This window comes from Pyxidicoccus sp. M6 (genome assembly GCF_055568925.1).
This window is the reverse complement of record NZ_CM145714.1, coordinates 620,653-638,854: the sequence shown is the minus strand read 5'-3', so window position 1 is coordinate 638,854 and position 18,202 is coordinate 620,653. Positions and strand designations below refer to the sequence as shown.

The following is an 18,202-nucleotide window of genomic DNA, read 5'->3' as shown; positions in this document are numbered from 1 at the left end:
GTCCGGACTGACCGGGCGCACACCCGAAGGAGCGGGCGTGAAGACCGAGCATGCGCGGGGGCACGGTGGCCGCGGAGCATGAGGTGGGAAGGCAGCGCTCGCAGGTGACGCTGAAGACGGCGTTCACCGTGTGTTTCGCCGTGCTCACGGTGGTGGCGCTGGTGGCGCTGGTGATGCGCACGACGGTGGCGCTCACCCTGACGGGCATCGCGATTCTCCTGGCGCTCGCGCTGGAGCACGGCGTGTCCTGGCTGGAGCGCAAGGGACTGCCGCGCATGCTGGCCATCGCCGTGGTGATGCTGGGCCTGCTGACGGCGCTCGTGGCGCTGGCGCTCCTGGTGATTCCCGCGGCGGTGGCGCAGGTGGACGCGCTGGTGGTGCAGTGGCCGCACCTCTGGCAGGAGCTGCGCGAGTCACGCCTGTTCCGGTTGCTGAGCAGCCGGATGTCCACGCTGGGCTGGCCGCGCAAGCCGGAGGAGGCCGCGTCCCACCTGGCCGGCGGGACGACGATGCCCGAGTTGATAGTGCTGGCGATTGGCGGCGCGGTGGGCCTGGCGGGTGGAGCGCTCACCGTGTTCTTCCTGGTGGGCTTCATGCTCGCGTTCGGCGGCGGCATGCTGAAGCGGCTGCTGGACCTGACGACCCCGGAGCACCGGCTGCGCTACGTGCGCGTGCTGCGCAACGTGTACCGGGCCACGGGTGGCTACCTGGCCGGGCTCACGTTCATCTGCACGGTGAATGCGACGCTCACCACCACGGTGCTGGCCGTGCTGGGGGTGCCGTACTTCCTGCCGCTGGGCATCCTGAGCGGCTTCTCCAGCATGGTGCCCTACGCGGGGCCGGTGATTGCCGGCGGCTTCATCACCCTGCTGACGTGGGCCACGGGCGGCATGTGGATGGCGCTCGGCGTGCTGCTGTACTTCGTGCTGTACGGGCAGCTGGAGGGGAACGTGCTGGCGCCGCTGGTGTTCCGGCGCACGGTGCACGTCAACCCGCTCGTCGTGCTGCTCGCGGTGCTCTTCTGCGCGGAGTTGGCTGGCGTGGTGGGCGCCGTCGTGGCGGTGCCCGTGGCCGCCGCCGCTCAAATCATCACCCGCGAGGTGCTGAGCTTCCGCAGGGAGCGACGGAGGCAGGTGAGGGCGCTGCCTCCGGGACCGGCGTGAGCGGAGGAGCGAGCCGGCCGCTCATGCATGGCGCGACCGGTCCGCGCCTTCGAACCTCCCCGATGCTCGCGAACCCCACCACACGCGGCGCGTGAGCAGGAACAGCCGCCCCAGCGCAGGCCGGGACCGCCCTGTTCGGAAATGTCGGGGGTTTTGCGGGCGGTTTCAGCCGGTCATCGCAACGCTTTGAGCGAATACCTCGGCGTGAGTCGCCATGCGGGCACACACAAATGTCCCGACATTTCCGAACAGCGTGCCCCCACACGCGTCCGGCCCGGCGTGAGTCGTCACGTGGGCACGAGTGCCGGCGCGGTGACATGTCCCGCCTCAGCCGCCCGCCACCTCGCGCAGCGACGCCTCCACGCCCGCGAGCAGCTCGTCCAGCACGTCATCCGGGATGTTGAGCGCGGGAGCGATGTACACGGTGTCCCCGAGCGGCCGCAGGTACAGCCCGCGCCGCCGGGCCGCCTCGTACACGCGCCAGCCGCCGCGCGCGAGGTAGCCCCCGCCACCGAGGTCCACAGCGCCCACCATGCCGATGGCGCGCGGGCGCACGAGGCCCGGAATCGTCTGCGCCATCCGCTCGAACGCGGCCCGGATGCGCGGCGCCTTGCGAGCCACCTGCCCGAGCACGTCCTCATCGCGATACACGGCCAGCACCTCGCGAGCCACCGCCGCGCCCAGCGGATTCCCGCAGTACGAGTGCCCGTAGTACAGCGCCCGCTGAGGCGCGCCGAGGAACCCGGAGAAGAGGCGCTCGGACGCGAGCGTCGCGGCGAAGGGCAGCAGTCCTCCGGACAGCGCCTTCGCCAGGCACAGCAAATCCGGCACCACGCCGGCCAGGTCCACCGCGAAGCGCGCGCCGGTGCGACCCATGCCGGTGAAGACCTCGTCGGCGATGAGGAAGGTGTCCACCGCGCGGGTGGCCTCGCGCACCGCGCGCACGAAGTCCGGCGAGTACATCAACATGCCCGCCGCGCCCTGCAGCACGGGCTCCAGGATGACGCCGGCAATCTCGTCCGGATGCGCGCGCAGCGTGGCCTGCACCTGCTCGAAGGCGCGCTCCCAGCCGCCCTCCTCCGCCGGAGACGGCGCGTGCACCACGTCGAACAGCAGCGGGCCGAAAATCTCCCGGAACAGCGGCACGCCGCCCACGCTGGTGGCGCCAATCGTCTCGCCGTGGAAGGCCTCGGACAGGGTGATGAAGCGCGAGCGGCGCGGGCGCCCGTTCTGCGCCCAGTACTGCGCCGCCATCTTGATGGCCACCTCCACCGCCGTGCTGCCGTTGTCCGAGAAGAAGACGCGGTTCAGCCGCTCGCCCGCGGGCAGCGAAGCCCTGTCCGAGCCCGGAGCAATCGCGGCCAGCTCCGCCGCGAGCATCGCCGCCGGCTCATGCGTGACGCCGGCCAGCGATACGTGCGGAAGCCGGCCCGCCTGCTCGACGAGGGCGCGCACGAGGCGCGGATGCCTGTGCCCCAGCGTGGACACCCACCACGAGCCATTCGCGTCGAGGAAGCGCTTCCCGTCCACGTCCCAGAAGTACGGCCCCTCCGAACGGGCGACGACGAGGGGGTCCGTCTCCGCGATGTACGTCTCCATGGCGGTGTACGGGTGCCACACATGGCCCTTGTCCCGCCGGATGATGTCCGTCCGCTCCATGCGCTCGCTCCAGATGTTTGGGGCTCCTCGTACCGGAGCCGGGGCCACGGCCTCGCGCGTCATGCGGGGCGTGGCCGCGTTCTACTGATGGCTGGCTGAAGTCCCGACACGCCTGACTGCTAGCCGAGCGCCGCCATGTCAGCCCTCATGACGCTGCCATGACATGGGGGGTGTTTCTAGCCACATCATGGTCGTCCTCACCTTCTTCGTTTCGCACTGGCTGCTCTGTGTGTTCTTCCAGAGCTTCTTCCAGCACCGTTACGCCGCGCACCGCATGTACACCATGGGGCCGCGCACGGAGCGGGTGATGCATCTGCTCACGTACCTGGTGCAGGGCTCCTCGTACCTGTCGCCTCGCGCGTACGCCGTGCTGCACCGCGAGCACCACGCGTTCTCCGACACGGAGAAGGACCCGCACTCGCCGCACTTCTTCAAGGACGTGTTCCGGATGATGTGGCACACGAAGAAGCGCTACGAGGACTACGTCGCCGGCCGCGGCCAGCCCGAGGCGCGCTTCCTGGGTGGCTACCCCGAGTGGCCGCTGGTGGACGACACGCTGCGCACCTCGTGGCTGGCGACGCTGGGCTGGGTGGCCCTGTACACGGCCTTCTACGTGGCCTTCGCGACGTCTCCCTGGCAGTTCCTGCTGCTGCCCATCCACTTCATGATGGGGCCGGTGCACGGCGCCATCGTGAACTGGTGCGGGCACAAGTACGGCTACCGGAACTTCAACAGCAGCGACAAGTCGCGCAACACGCTGCCCGTCGAGCTCCTCTGCATGGGTGAACTGTTCCAGAACAACCACCACAAGTACGGCAGCAGCCCGAACTTCGCGGCCCGCAAGTTCGAGGTGGACCCCACGTGGCAGGTGATGCGGGTCATGGCGAAGCTGGGCATCATCCGCATCGCCACCCCGCAGCGCGCCGTCTGGCCGGAGCCGCGCGAGGCCGCCCGCGAGGCCGCGAGCGCCCAGGCCGCCTGACGCATTGGGGGCCAACGCCCCCCTTCCCGGGCTCGCGCCTCCCGGCATGCTGGCCAGGCGCGCGGGCTTCCGCCGCCCGCCCGGCACCGGAACGGGCGATCAGCCAGCGGCAGCCGCGCGAGGGCCGCGTTAAATGAGCCCTCGTGCCCGCTGACACTTCGCTCCGCCTCCGCATCCTCGAAGCAGTGACAGACGTCCCGGCCGCCGCGTGGGACGCGCTCCTCGCCCCCGATGCGCCGCCCTTCGTGCGCCACGCATGGCTCGCGGCCATGGAGGAGAGTGGCAGCGCCACCGAGGAGACCGGCTGGGCGCCGCACCACCTGACGCTGTGGCGTGGCCCGAAGCTCGTCGCCGCCGCGCCCGCGTACCGCAAGTTCCACAGCATGGGCGAGTACATCTACGACTTCGGCTGGGCCGACGCCGCCGCCCGCCTCGGCGTGGAGTACTACCCCAAGCTCATCGTCGGCGGCCCCCTCTCCCCCGCCACCGTGCCGCGCCTCCTCATCGCCCCCGGCGAGGACGTGCCCGCCCTGCGCCGAGCCCTCCTCACCGCCGCCGCCGAGAGCGCCCGCGAGTCCGGCTGCTCCTCCGTCCACATCCTCTACCCCACGGCCGAAGAGGCGGACTTCCTCGAGGGCGAAGGGCTGGCCCGCCGCATCACCCTCCAGTTCCACTGGAAGAACCCGGGCTACAGCAGCTACGACGACTACCTGGCCCGCTTCGACTCCAAGCGCCGCAACCAGCTCAAGCGCGAGCGCGGCGCCGCCGCCACCCAGGGCATCCACCTGCGCACCGTGCGCGGCGAGGAGCTCACCCAGGCCCACGCGAAGCGCGCCTACGGCTTCTACACCTCCACCTGCGAGCGCCACGCCTGGGGCCAGATTCAGCTCACCCCGGGCTTCTTCTCCCGCGTCTTCAAGAACCTCCCCGACACCGTGGAGATGGTGGAGGCCGTGAAGGGCCAGAAGGTCATCGCCGGGGCCTTCAACCTCGCCACCCGCGAGCGGCTCTACGGCCGCTACTGGGGCGCCTTCGAGGAGCACCCCTTCCTCCACTTCCACGTCTGCCTCTACCACTCCGTAGAGGAGTGCATCCGCGCCGGCCGCAAGGTCTTCGAGCCCGGCGCGGGCGGCGAGCACAAGGTCTCCCGCGGCTTCGAGCCCACCGCCGTCCACAGCGCGCACCTGATTTTCGACAAGCGCCTGGACGCCGCCGTCCGCCACTTCCTCGCACGCGAGCACATGCGGCTGGCTCCGGCCGTGGAGGAGGCGGAGAAGATTTGCGGCCTCAAGCCCTGGCCCCTGGCCGGCAGCCCCGCCGCCGGGGGAGCCACCGGCACCTGAGCCGTACTTCCGGGCACCGGAGGGCCCCCCGATTGTCAGCCCGAAGCAGCCCCCTGCTTGTCAAAGTTGTGAAACCGGGGCGAGCCCGTAGAGTGTCCCCGTTATGAAAGCTCCGGAGACGGACGAGGACTTCATCCAGTGGTACGAGGACTGCTGGGCGGACCGGGATGAGGTCGAGTACCCCAAGATGTTCGGCGCCATCGACGAAGGCGTCTTCACGCTCGACCAGACGGACGCCATCCAGGCGTGGATAGAGAGCGAGCTGGCGCAGGTCCAGGAGCCGGACCCGAACTGGGGCCCCATGGGCGTGCGCGTGGCACCGCCGAGCGCGGACTACCCGTACTGGACCTATGTCACCAGCGGCCTGTCCAACCCCTTCACTGTCGCGCCCGGCGAGGAGTTCCCCGACGACGCGCCCAGCGGGATTGGCTACGAGATGGTCATCCACACGCCCGAAGAGGCGAAGTGGCCCGTCTTCCGGCTGCTGGACATGATGGCCTACAACCTCGTGTGCATGCGCGCCTTCGCCATGGGCCACCGCTACCCGGTGGAGGGCACGCTGGACGGCGGTGACTCCAAGCTGTCCGGCTTCGTCTTCGTGAGGGACCCGTCCCGGCCGGACCACTTCGTGCTGCCCAGCGGCAAGGTGCAGCTGATTACGCTGGTGGGCGCCACGAAGAACGAGATGGCCTTCGCCCGCTCCAACGGCATGGACAAGCTGATGGCGAAGCTGGTGGCGGCCGGCAGCGGCTACATCACCGTGCCGGACCGCGACGAAGTGAAGCTGTAGTCACTTTCCTTCCGCCCCGCGCGCCTCCGGGCTTCCGAGCCCGGCGCGCGGCGGCGCGCCTTCAACCAGCGCGCGCAGGGTGCCCGGCTCGAAGGGCTTCTCGATGCGCGGCAGCGGCACCGTCTGGAGGAAGGAACGGGCGCGCTCGGTGAAGCCACCGCCCGTCATGAAGACGAAGCGCGACAGCAGCTCCGGCTGGCGGCGGCCCAGCTCCGCGTACAGGTCCATCCCCGTCAGCTCACCCATCATCAAGTCGCAGAAGATGAGGTCGAAGGCCTCGTCGTGCGCCAGCAGCTCCAGCGCCTCGCGGCCACTGTGCACCAGCACCACCTCGTGACGGCTGCCGAGCACACGGCGCAGCACGGCGGCCACCTGCGGCTCGTCATCCACCACCAGCACCCGGCGGGGCTCGCCGCCTCCCTCCGGAGCGGGTTCCGGGATGATGGGCTGCACGTCCGCGGAGGTGGTGGGCAGGCGCACGCGGAAGGTGCTGCCGCCGCCGGGCGTGCTCGTGGCCGACAGCTCTCCGCGCATGCTGCGCACCAGTCCCAGCGAGGTGGACAGTCCCAGCCCGGTGCCGGCGCCCACGGGGCGCGTGGTGAAGAACGGCTCGAAGACGCGCTCCAACACCTCGGGCGACATGCCGTGGCCGCTGTCCGTCACCTCCACCACCACCCATGAATCCTCGACGCGCGAGGTGAGGATGACGCGGTGGTGCTCGGCGTCTCCCTCCGGAATGGCGTGCGCGGCGTTGACGAGCAGTTGGAGGAAGACCTGCCCCAGCCGCGCCTCGTGCGCCATGACGGTGGGCACGGTGGCGTAGTGCCGCTCCACCTGCGCCCGGTAGCGCAGGTGCGGCATGGCCATGGACAGGCCGAACTCCAGCGCCGCGTGCACGTCCACCGGCGACAGGTGCGGCTCGTCCGCGCGGGCGAAGGTCTGCAAGTCACGCACGGTGACGCGGATGCGCTCCGCGCCCTCCCGGGCCTCGCGCAGCGCGTCCAGCGCCTCGCTCAGCGCCTCGGTGTCGCCGGGGCTCTGGGCGAGCAGCTCGAGCTGCTCCACCGCGAACTGGATGTTGCCGGTGACGTAGGAGAGCGGGTTGTTGATTTCGTGGCTGACGCCCGCCGCGAGCTGACCGGCCATGGCCAGCTTCTCCGTGCGCACGAGCCGCTCACGCGCGGCCACCAGCTCCTCGGTGCGCTTCTGGACGAGCGCCTCGGCCTCCAGGCGGCCCGAGTGCTCGCGGGCGAGCAGCATGTCGCGCTCGGCCTCCAGGTGCTTCTTGCTGGTGATGTCAGTGCCGAAGACGGACAGGTTTCCGTTGGAGCACCACGCGTGTATCTCGTGCCAGCGGCCGGGAGAGATGCGCACCTCGAACGAGGTGGCCGCGCCGTCGGTGGCCACGCGGCGCAGCTCGCGCTCCATCCGGGTGCCGAGCAGCTCCGGGCACGCCTCCCACAACACGCGGCGGAAGAGCTGGTCCGGCGTGCGGCCGCTGATGGCGGCGGCCTCGTGATTCACGTAGGTGACGCGCCAGTCCGCGTCCACGGTGAAGAAGGCGTCCGGCGTGCCCTCGAGCACGTCGCGCACCCAGGCCAGCGTGTCGCGCACGCCCTCTTCCACGCGCAGGGCGCTGGTGACGTCGCGCAGGCGCAGGAGCACGCCGTCGCGCAGCGGCACGGCGGTGCCCTGGAGCCACGCCTCGCCCTCCGGGAAGCTGTCCGCGGCGGGCCGGCCCGTCTCCACCACGTCGCGCAGCACATCCACCCGGCCGCCGAGGCCGTCATCCGCGGACACCTCTCGCAGCCGGCGCCCGCGCAGCGCCTCCGGAGAACGGCCCAGCGCGCGCGCCGCGGCGGGGTTGGCCCACAGCCACTCGAAGTCGGCGATGGCGCCCGAGCCGTCGCGCACGGCGCGCAGCACCATGCAGCCCTCGGGCTGGTCGCGCTCCGCCTCCTCCAGCGCCGACAGCAGCATGTCCGCGCCTGGAGAGTGAGTCATCGGGGATGTGTCTGTCTCCGACATGCGCCGCCCACTCCCGACCTACGCGCGCCCGGAGGCCACGACGTCCAGAAACAGCAGGGGTTCCCCGTATGTCGCCATGAACGGACGGCTTTCTCAAGCGGCCACGGAGATGCTTGCGGTGTGACGACAACACTGCTGGTGCGAGAAACGACTGAAACTCCTGAATCCAGCAGGAGCGGATGACCTCCGAGGTCGCCTCACACGGGTAGCCGTCCCTCCGTGGAGCCTTCACCGTCCGGAGCGGGACGCGGTGTGTCGGGCGGAGACATCCGCGCACGCTCGAGGCCCCGCACTCGTGGAGGGCGGACTAGGGTGCGACCTCCGACATGAAGACGCCCACCCTCATCACCGCCGTCGCCTTCGAGCCGCTGCACCTGCCCCTCACCGAGCCCTTCGCCATCGCCACCGGGGCGCAGCACGCCGCGGAGAACGTGCTGGTGCGCCTGACGCTGGCGGACGGCACCGTGGGCCTGGGCGAGGCCGCGCCCTTCACCGCCGTCAGCGGCGAGACGCAGGGCAGCACGCTGGCCGCGCTGGAGACGGTGCGCGCGGGACTGCTGGGCAGGGACGTGCGCGCATGGCGGCCGGTGTCGGAGTGGCTGGGAGACTCACTCGCGCTGGCGCCCGCGGCTCGGGCCGGCGTGGAGATGGCGCTGCTGGACGCACTGGCACGTCACCACCGCGTGCCGCTGTACGTGCTGCTCGGCGGCGCGGGGACGGCGCTGGAAATCGACATGACGGTGACGGCGGGAGACGTGCCGCACGCGCGCGAGTCCGCGAAGGCCATCCTCGCGCGCGGCATCTCCACGCTGAAGGTGAAGGTGGGGGCGCTGTCTCCGGACGAGGACGCGGCGCGCATGGTGGCCATCCACGAGGTGGCCCCGCACGCCCGGCTCTTCGCCGATGCGAATGGCGGCTACGACGTGGGCGAGGCGCTGGCCTTCCTGAAGGAACTGGAGCGCGCGGACGTGCCGCTGTCCCTCTTCGAGCAGCCGGTGGCCGCGTCGGACTTCGCAGGCATGGCGGAGGTGTCGAAGCGCTCGAAGGTGCGCGTGTGCGCGGACGAGTCGGCGCGCTCGGCGAAGGACGTGCTGCGGCTCATCCGCGAGGGCGCCGCGCACGGCATCAACATCAAGACGATGAAGTGCGGCGTGGTGGAGGCGCTGACGATGTGGAGCCTCGCGCGCGCGGCGGGGATGGAATTGATGGTGGGCGGCATGGTGGAGAGCGTGCTGGCCATGACGGCCTCCGCGCACCTCGCCGCGGGCCTGGGCGGCTTCACCTACGCGGACCTGGACACGCCGCTGTTCATCGCGAGCCACCCGTTCCAGGGCGGCGCGCGCTACGACGGCGCGAAGCTGGAGCTGGACGCGGACGCGCCAGGCCACGGTGTCACGCTGGCCTGAGGGCGGGTGACGCCATACCCGGACGGGCAGCGCACCCTCCCCGCACGGCCGGCCGCTCGGTGGCCGGAGTGACGCGTCAGGAAGCGACACGGGATAGAGTCCCTGCCGCGAATCGCGCGGGCCATCACCCTCGCGGCCTTTGTCCGAGGGGGACATGGAATACCTGGGGAACTTCCGGCGGCCGCTGCTCTGGCTCGCCTTCGCGCTGGCGGTGGTGGGTGGATGCACGGAGTCCGTGGCTCCGAAGTCCGGCGACCCGCGCGCCACGTCCTCCGCCGCGCTCGAAGTCACGGGGCCCACGCTCGTCGCGGACCTGACGACGCAGCGGCCCGCCAACACCGGCAGCGCGCCATCGGGCTTCGTGGCGGTGGGCAACACGGTCTTCTTCTCCGCGCAGGAGGCCAGCAGCGGGCGCGAGCTCTGGACGAGCGACGGCACGCCCGCCGGCACCCGGCTCGTGGCGGACCTCCGGCCGGGTGCCGAGAGCTCCAACCCCAGCGACCTCACCGTCATGGGAGGGCAGGTCTACTTCGTCGCCGACACGGGGAGCATCGGGCGCGAGCTGTGGCGGACGGACGGCACCTCCGCGGGCACCGTGCTCGTCAAGGACATCATCCCCGGCACCAATGCCATGGCTCCCGGCTACCTGAAGGTCTTCAACGGCCTCCTGTACTTCTCCGCGAGCGGCAACCTGTGGCGGACGGACGGCACCTCCACGGGCACCGTGCTCGTCAAGGACACCAGCTCGAGCGACTTCGGCGGCAGTGCCCAGGACCTCACCGTCGCGGGAAACCAGCTCTTCTTCACCGCCTACGGACCGGGCACCGGCCGCGAGCTGTGGCGCAGCGACGGCACCACCGCAGGCACCGTGCTCGTCAAGGATATCGCCCCGGGCGGCACGGACGGCTTCGTCAGCCAGCTCGTCGCCGTGGGCGACCGGGTCTTCTTCGTCGGCTTCGAACCCTCGGCCCGCGTCTCCATCTGGACCAGCGACGGCACGCCGGCCGGAACGCGGCTCGCCTATGACCCGACGCCCGGCGACCCGTACGACGGCATGGCCATCAAGTGGCTCACGCCGGTGGGCGACACGCTCTACTTCGTCTCGGCGGGCCGGTATTACGGCTCGCTCTACGGCTACGAGGTGTGGAGGACCGACGGAACGACGGCCTCGCTGGTCGCGGACATCGCGCCCGGCTCGGCCAGCAGCTGGCCCGAGGAGCTCGTCGCCGTCGGCCCCATTCTCTACTTCCGCGCCGACGAACCCGACACGGGCTACGAGCTGTGGAGACTGGACACCGAGAAGGGAGGCCTGCAGCGTGTCGCCGACATCCGCTTCGGCCCGAATGACTCCACGCCCCAGCTGCTGACCGGCGTGGGCGGCCTGCTCTACTTCACCGCGGACGATGGATGGTCCGGCCGGCGTCTCTGGAAGACGGACGGCACGAGCGCCGGCACCGTGAAGGTGAAGCCCATCGGGGAGGGAACGAGCAACATCACGCCCGAGTCGCTGACCGCCGCCGGCAGCCACCTCTTCTTCTCCGTCGAAGACAGCACCGTGGGCCGGGAGCTGTGGTGGACCGGCGGCTCGGAGGCCAACGCGTCCCTGGTGAAGGACATCCTCATCGCCACGGCCGACGCGGACCCGCAGCTGCTCGCCACGGTCAACGACGCGCTGTACTTCACCGCGGACGTGCAGGGCTTCGGCCGTGAGCCCTGGGTGAGCGACTCCTCGGGCCCGCGACTCCTCAAGGACGTCTACCCCGGCAACTGGGGCTCCAGTCCCCGGCAGCTCCTGCCGCTGAATGGCTCCGTCGTGTTCGACGCCGATGACAACAACCACGGCAGGGAGCTGTGGACGAGCGACGGCACCGTCGCGGGGACGCGGCTCCTCAAGGACCTCAGCCCCGGCCCCTATACCTATAACGGTCCGACCGGCCTGCAGGTCGTCGGGAACAAGCTCTACTTCATCGGGAGCAGTGACAACGACCACCTCGTGTGGATTTCGGACGGCACCGAGGCAGGGACCCGTCTTCTCAAGAACCTCTCGGACAGCGGCTCCTACAACACCTATGCCCGCAAGGGCTTCGTCGGGTTCAAGAACCACGTCTACTTCAGTGCCTACGTCTACAACGACGCGCTCTGGAAGAGTGATGGCACGATGGCCGGGACGGTCTCCGTAAGAAACGTCTCGCCCTACCTCGACAAGGATGTCGCCGTCACACCCGACTTCTTCTACTTCTCCGGCTCGCCCTATTACGGCGGTGACACGGAGCTGTGGAGGAGCGATGGCACCGAGGCCGGGACCTGGCTCGTCAGGGACATCGGCGGGCCGCTGGCGAGCGGTCAGCCGGACGACTTCGCGCTGCTCGATGGCCTGCTGTACTTCAGCGCGGCCCAGGACGGCAGCATCCAGCGCGACCTCTGGCGCAGCAATGGGACGTGGGATGGCACCGTGCCGGTGAAGCAGCTTTCCGGAGGGAAGGGCCTCGACCCGCGCAACCTCGTGGAGGTCAACCGGGTCCTGCTGTTCCAGGCGACCGACCCGGAGGGCGGCACCGAATTGTGGCGCAGCGATGGCACGACCGAGGGCACCGTGCGCGTGAAGGACCTCGCCCCCGGCGCCGTGGGCGGCATGGCCGTCCAGCCGATGCTGGTGCTGAAACCGGAAGGGCTGGTGGTGTTCGCCGCCTCGGATGGCGTGTCCGGCCTGGAGCCGTGGATTTCGGACGGCACCGAGGCGGGGACCCGTCCGCTCGGGGACCTCGCCCCCGGGTCCGCCTCCTCCAACCCGCGCCTGTTCACGCGGCAGGGGGACGACATCTTCTTCGTGGCGAACGACGGCACCACCGGCTTCGAGCTGTGGCGCGTGAAGCTGACCGTCCCCGCGGACACGACGCCGCCCACCATCACCTGCCCGGCGTCGCTGACTGCGGAGGCGCAGAACAGCGCGGGCGCGCGGGTGAGCCTGCCGCCTCCGAGCACCACGGATGACCGGCCCGGCAGGCCGTCCATCACCTTCAGCCCGGCCTCCGAGACGGTGTTCCCCTTCGGGACCACGAGCGTCACCGCCACGGCGACGGATGCGTATGGCAACACGGCCTCGTGCGCCTTCAACGTCACCGTCGTGGACACCACCGCGCCCTCGGTGACGTGTCCCGCGAGTGCCTTCGTGGAGGCCACCAGTGCCTCTGGAGGCCCGGCCAGCTACCCGGCCATCACCGTCTCCGACGCCAGCGCGACCCAGGTCACCTACAGCCCGGCTCCGGGGACGCTGCTCCCCATGGGCGTGACGCAGGTCACCGCCACTGCGAAGGACGCGGGTGGCTACACCGCGTCGTGCACGTTCAACGTCACCGTCCGGGACACCAAGGGGCCCACGATGACGTGTCCCTCGAGCATCACCGCCGAGGCCATCGATGCCTCGGGAGCTCCCGTCAGCTATCCGCCCGCCACGGCCTCCGACGCGGTCAGCCCTCCCGCGACGGTGAGCTACAGCCAGGCCTCCGGGACGACCTTCAAGCTCGGGAGTACGGCCGTCGTCGCGACGGCTACGGACGCCGTGGGGAATAAGTCGTCGTGCACCTTCTTCGTGACGGTCCGTGACACCCAGAAACCGACGGTGACGTGCCCCAAGGCAGTCGTCGCCGAGGCCACGGGTGCCTCGGGGGCCATCGTGAGCTACCCGCCGGCCACGGCTGTCGACAACGTCACCGCCTCGCCAGAGCTCAGCTACAGCCAGGCTTCGGGGACGCTGTTCAAGCTGGGGAACACGCTGGTCTTCGCCTCGGCGAGGGACGCGGCCGGCAACTCCGCCACCTGCACCTTCTACGTCACCGTCCGGGACACCACCGCCCCCTCGGTGACCTGCCCCGCGAACGTCACCGCCGAGGCCACGAGCGCCTCGGGGGCCACCGTCGCCTACCCACCGGCCACCGCGACCGATGCCGTGACGGCCTCGCCGACGCTGACGTACAGCCGTGCTTCCGGAACGCTCTTTCCCCTGGGGAAGACCTCGGTCACCGTCACCGCGAGGGACGCGGCCGGCAACGCCGCCCCGTGCACGTTCAGCGTCACCGTCCAGGACACCACGGCTCCCGTCGTGAGCTGCCCCGCGGACGTCGTGGTGGAGGCCACGGAGGCCTCGGGAGCCACCGTGAGCTACCCGGCGGCGACGGCGTCCGATGCAGTGACGACTTCGCCCGTGTTCACGTACAGCCGTGACTCCGGGACGGTATTTCCCCTGGGGATGACGCCCGTCACGGTCCGCGTGATGGACGGGGCCTCCAACTCCGCCTCGTGTTCCTTCAACATCACCGTGCGCGACACCACCGCGCCCACGCTGAGCTGCCCCGCGAATGTCATCACCGAGGCGACGCGTGCCTCCGGCGCCGACGTCAGCTATGCGCCCGCCACCGCTTCGGACACCGTCACGGCCTCGCCCGTCCTGAGCTACAGCCAGGACTCCGGAACAGGGTTCTCCCTGGGGACGACGGTTGTCACCGTCACCGCGACAGATGCGGCCGGCAACGCCGCCTCGTGCTCCTTCAACGTCACCGTCGTGGACACCACCGCGCCGCTGCTGAGCTGCCCCGCGGACATCACGGCGGAGGCCACGGATGCCTCGGGCGCCACCGTGAGCTACCCGCCCGCCACGGCCTCGGACGCCGTGACGGCCTCGCTCGTTCCCGGATACAGCCAGGCATCCGGGACGCTCTTCCCGCCAGGCACCACGGCCGTCAACGTCACCGCGACGGATGCGGCCGGTAATGCCGCCTCGTGCTCCTTCAACGTCACCGTGCGCGACACCACGAAGCCGGAGCTGACGTGTCCCGCGAGCGTCCTCGTCGAGGCCACGGACGCCTCGGGCGCCACCGTGAGCTACCCGCCCGCCACGGCTTCCGATGCGGTCAGCCTTCCCGTGACGCTGGGCTACAGCCAGGGCTCCGGCACGGTGTTCCCCCTGGGCACGACGAGGGTCACCGTCACCGCGACGGACGCGACGGGCAATTCCGCCTCGTGCGACTTCGACATCACCGTCGTGGACACCACCGCGCCATCGCTGGTCTGTCCCGTGGACGTCGTCGCGGAGGCCACCAGCACCTCGGGCGCCGACGTGAGCTATGCGCCCGCGACCGCCACGGACACCGTGACGGCCTCGCCCACGCTCAGCTACAGCCACGCCTCGGGAACGCGCTTTGCCCTGGGCACGACGGCCGTCACCGTCACCGCGACAGATGCGGCCGGCAACGCCGCTTCGTGCTCCTTCAACGTCACCGTGCGCGATGCCACCGGTCCGACCGTGACATGCCCCGCGAGCATCTCCGCCGAGGCGACCAGCGCCTCCGGTGCCATCGTCGACTATCCGTCCGCCACCGCCTCCGATGTGGCCAGCCCGCCCGTGGCACTGAGCTACAGCCACACCTCAGGCACGCTGTTCCCGCTCGGGACGACGGTGGTCAACGTCACCGCGACGGACGCCGCGGGGAACTCCACCTCTTGCGAGTTCGCGGTCACCGTCCGGGATGAAACGAAGCCCACTGTGAGCTGCCCTGCGGACCTCACCGCCGAAGCCACCAGCGCCTCGGGCGCCATGGTGAGCTACGCGGCGGCCACGGCCTCCGATGCCGTCACCTCGTCGCCCGTGCTCACGTACAACCATGCTTCCGGGACGACGTTCTCCCTCGGAGTGACGACAGTCACCGTCACCGCGACGGATGCGGCGGGCAACGCCTCTTCGTGCGCGTTCGAAGTCACTGTCCGGGACACCACCGCGCCCACGCTGACCTGCCCCATGGATGTCGCCGCCGAGGCCACCAGTGCCTCGGGTGCCATCGTGAGCTACGCGCCCGCGACGGCTTCGGATGTCGTCTCCACGTCGCCTTCGCTCAGCTACAGCCAGGTTTCCGAGACGCTGTTCCCCATCAGCACCACCGCCGTCACCGTCACGGCGAAGGACGCCGCCGGCAACACCGCCTCGTGCTCCTTCGACGTCACGGTTCGCGATGTCACCGCTCCGGCCGTGACGTGCCCCGCCAACGTCACCGCCGAGGCGACCAGCGCCTCCGGTGCCTCCGTCACCTACGCGCCCGCGACGGCTTCCGATACGGCCAGCACTCCCGTGACGCTGAGCTACAGCCACGCCTCGGGCACGGCGTTCCCGCTTGGCGCCACGGACGTCACCATCACGGCGCGAGACGCAGCAGGCAACGAGTCGACGTGCCACTTCACCTTGACCGTGCGCGACACCACGCCGCCCATGGTGGGCTGCACGGCGGACCTCTCGGTGGAAGCCGAAGGTGCCGACGGCGCCTCCGTCCCCTTCGAGCTCGCGAGCCCCCTGGACACCGTCACCCGCAATCCGCAGGTGACGTCCAGCCACGCTCCGGGCAGCCGCTTCCCGCTCGGGACGACGACCGTCACGGTGACGGCGCAAGACGAGGCGGACAACTCTGCCTCCTGCACCTTCTCCGTCACCGTGCGGGACACCACGCCTCCCGCCCTCACCTGCCCCGCCGACCTGACGACCAACACCGAAAACGAGGAGGGCACCGCCGTCACCTTCACCGCCACGGCGAGCGACGCGGTGACGACGTCGCCCGAGCTGACCTACAGCCACGCCTCGGGCAGCGTCTTCCCACGAGGCACCACGCCCGTGACTGTGACAGCGAGGGACGCAGCCGGACTGACCTCCGAGTGCACCTTCCAGGTGACGGTGCGACGGCCCATCTCCGTGCCGGCTCCGGAGGAAGCGGTCGGCTGCGCCTGCGACGCGGGCAGCTCGGGAGGTGCCGGAGGCAGCCTGTGGCTGCTGCTGGGCGGCGCCGTCTGGCTCCAGCGGCGCTCCCGCTCGCTCGTGCGTTGAAGGGCCCGGGCACACCGGGCCACGGCGTCACGCGGGCCTGAGGAGCCGGTCGAACGCCCGCTCGCAGGACACGAGGTGCTGGCCCAGGAAGTCGCGCAGCAGCATCACCCGCTTCGGCAGGTGCCGGGACGCATGCACGAGCGACTGCAATGCGCCCGTCGCCGTGTACTTCGGGAGCACGTTCTGAATGGGCGTGCTCGACGCGGAGATGCACGAGAGGAGCTGCTCGGGCAGCAGGCCGATGCCGTGTCCACCCGCCACCGCCTCGAAGACGAACTGCACGCTGTCACCGCTCAGCGGTCCCTGGACCTTGACGCTCTCGGTGCCGCGCGGGCCGGTGAGCTCCCACGTCGCATGGCCGGCATTGCCCCGGTACAGCACCGCGTCGTGACGGGCCAGGTCGGCCACCGTGCGCGGCACCCCGCGCCGCTCCAGGTACGCGGCGGACGCATACAGCCGGTGCACGCTCACCCCGAGCTTCTTCACGATGAGGTCCGAGTCCTGCAACGGGCCGGCGACGATGGCGACGTCCACCTGACCTCCGACGAGCTCCGCTCCGCGCGCCGTGGTGATGACGTCGACGTGAATCCTCGGGTGCTGGCGGACGAACTCGCCCAGCAGGACGGCGAGCTTGCCTCCCACCTCGGGCGGCGTGGCGATGCGCACCACGCCGCTCGGCTCCCGCGCGGCCTCGCCCGCCAGCAGGGTGGCCTCGTCCAGCCCGGCCACCGCCTCGCGAGCCCGCTCGTAGTACGCGCGGCCGGCGTCGGTGAGGGCAATCTTCCGCGTCGTGCGCTCCAGCAGGACGATTCCGAGGTCCTCCTCCAGCTTCGCCACGCTGCGGCTCACCGAGGAGGTGGGGAGTTGGAGGCGCGTCGCGGCGGCGGTGAAGGAGCCGGCCTCGACGACGCGGAGGAAGGTGGCGACGCGGTTCAGGTCCATTGCTCCTGGAGCAATAATACGTTGTCGGCTGGCGTACTAGTGCCGCTGGGGGCAGGCCGTTAGCTTGGCTGCGAGAACTTCATAGGAGCGTCCCCCGATGTCTCTCGTTTCCAAGTGGGGCCCGCGCGTCGCTCGCACGCTGCTCGGCCTGGTGTTCTTCGTTTTCGGCCTCAACTTCTTCCTGAACTTCCTGCCGCCGCCGCCCGCGCACCCCAAGGAGGCAGCCCCCTTCATCGAAGGGCTCATGGCGAGCGGCTTCGTCTTCCCGCTCATCAAGACCCTCGAGATTGCCGCCGGGCTCGCGCTGCTGACGAACCGGTTCGTCCCGCTGGCGCTGACGGTGCTCGCGCCCATCATCATCAACATCGCGGGCTTCCACTTCCTGCTCGCGCCGTCGTACGGGATGCCCATCGTCCTGCTCGCGCTGGAGCTGTACCTCGCGTGGAGCTACCGCGCGGCCTTCGCGCCGATGCTGCGCGCCCGCGTGGAGCCCGCCGCCTCGACCGAGACTGCCCCCGCCGGACAGCCGGTGGCGGCGCGCTGAGTCACGGACCAGGGGGCGCTTCCACCGGGCCGATGAAATCGGTCAGGCTTGTCGGATGCGCCACCCTCCGGACGTCCGCGCCCCATGAGCGAACCCACGCGCTTCGGTGGCCATGGCCTGCGAGGGCGCACCATCTTCCTCGCCTTCTGGACGGCGCTGTCCCTGCCCAACGTACTGGCCTTGCTGGACGCGGGCCCGGTGCCCGCGGCGGTGGGAGCCGCGGTGGCCCTCGTGGTGGGCGTGGGAATCGCGTGGGTGGTGAGCCAGACGGACGAGATGGTCGGGTGTGTCTTCGTCCTCCTCGGGGGATTCGGAGCACTGCTGGGCTGGACGGTAGGGGAGCTCCAGTTGGGAGTCCCCGTGGGCCGGAGTCTGGGGGCGCTCGTGGGCGGCGCAGTGCTGCTCGTGCTGCCCGTGCTGCTCCACGGGGTGCGCACCTTGCTCGCGCGTCGTAAGGAGAACCCGGACGCGTGAGCACACCTC

General features: G+C 70.5%; 11 protein-coding genes. 8 read left to right on the top strand and 3 right to left on the bottom strand.

Annotation, left to right across the window (positions count from 1 at the left end):
- The first annotated feature begins 50 nt into the window (after window positions 1-50).
- Window positions 51-1,163 carry an AI-2E family transporter gene (locus ACVTJA_RS02635; RefSeq protein WP_465833511.1) on the top strand — a complete coding sequence of 371 codons (1,113 nt, stop codon included), beginning with the start codon at window positions 51-53 and terminating at the stop codon, window positions 1,161-1,163.
- 327 nt (window positions 1,164-1,490) lie between these two features.
- Here the strand turns inward: ACVTJA_RS02635 and bioA are convergent, their stop codons facing one another.
- Window positions 1,491-2,822, bottom strand: coding sequence for an adenosylmethionine--8-amino-7-oxononanoate transaminase (gene bioA / locus ACVTJA_RS02630; protein WP_465833509.1), 1,332 nt, complete (start codon window positions 2,820-2,822; stop codon window positions 1,491-1,493).
- Window positions 2,823-3,009: 187 nt separating this feature from the next.
- Here bioA and ACVTJA_RS02625 point away from each other — a divergent pair, with 187 nt between their 5' ends.
- The 3 genes from ACVTJA_RS02625 (at window position 3,010) to ACVTJA_RS02615 (ending at window position 5,937) form a co-directional block, all read left to right on the top strand.
- A complete protein-coding gene (locus ACVTJA_RS02625) occupies window positions 3,010-3,804 on the top strand; it encodes an acyl-CoA desaturase (protein WP_465840757.1) in 795 nt (264 codons plus the stop codon).
- A 143-nt stretch (window positions 3,805-3,947) separates the two neighbouring features.
- On the top strand, window positions 3,948-5,147 hold the full coding sequence (locus tag ACVTJA_RS02620; protein ID WP_465833507.1) for a GNAT family N-acetyltransferase: 1,200 nt from the start codon (window positions 3,948-3,950) through the stop codon (window positions 5,145-5,147).
- A gap of 103 nt (window positions 5,148-5,250) precedes the next feature.
- The gene (locus ACVTJA_RS02615; RefSeq protein ID WP_465833505.1) at window positions 5,251-5,937 is read left to right on the top strand and encodes a suppressor of fused domain protein; all 687 of its coding nucleotides are present in this window, start codon (window positions 5,251-5,253) and stop codon (window positions 5,935-5,937) included.
- Here ACVTJA_RS02615 and ACVTJA_RS02610 read toward each other — a convergent pair whose 3' ends face one another.
- Entirely contained in the window at window positions 5,938-7,941 is a 2,004-nt protein-coding gene (locus ACVTJA_RS02610; RefSeq protein WP_465833503.1) for a hybrid sensor histidine kinase/response regulator, read from the bottom strand.
- A gap of 350 nt (window positions 7,942-8,291) precedes the next feature.
- On the opposite strand from ACVTJA_RS02610, the gene ACVTJA_RS02605 reads away from it, so the two are divergent.
- Together ACVTJA_RS02605 and ACVTJA_RS02600 are read left to right on the top strand one after the other, a co-directional pair.
- On the top strand, window positions 8,292-9,371 hold the full coding sequence (locus tag ACVTJA_RS02605; RefSeq protein ID WP_465833501.1) for a dipeptide epimerase: 1,080 nt from the start codon (window positions 8,292-8,294) through the stop codon (window positions 9,369-9,371).
- A gap of 154 nt (window positions 9,372-9,525) precedes the next feature.
- Entirely contained in the window at window positions 9,526-16,233 is a 6,708-nt protein-coding gene (locus ACVTJA_RS02600; protein ID WP_465833499.1) for an ELWxxDGT repeat protein, read from the top strand.
- Between the two features lie 27 nt (window positions 16,234-16,260).
- Here ACVTJA_RS02600 and ACVTJA_RS02595 read toward each other — a convergent pair whose 3' ends face one another.
- A complete protein-coding gene (locus ACVTJA_RS02595; RefSeq protein WP_465833498.1) occupies window positions 16,261-17,175 on the bottom strand; it encodes a LysR family transcriptional regulator in 915 nt (304 codons plus the stop codon).
- 97 nt (window positions 17,176-17,272) lie between these two features.
- Between ACVTJA_RS02595 and ACVTJA_RS02590 the strand changes: the two genes are divergently transcribed.
- Window positions 17,273-17,719: a DoxX family protein gene (locus tag ACVTJA_RS02590; RefSeq protein WP_465833496.1), complete on the top strand. Its 447-nt coding sequence runs from the start codon at window positions 17,273-17,275 to the stop codon at window positions 17,717-17,719.
- Between the two features lie 84 nt (window positions 17,720-17,803).
- Window positions 17,804-18,193, top strand: coding sequence for a hypothetical protein (locus ACVTJA_RS02585; RefSeq protein WP_465833494.1), 390 nt, complete (start codon window positions 17,804-17,806; stop codon window positions 18,191-18,193).
- Window positions 18,194-18,202 lie beyond the last annotated feature (9 nt).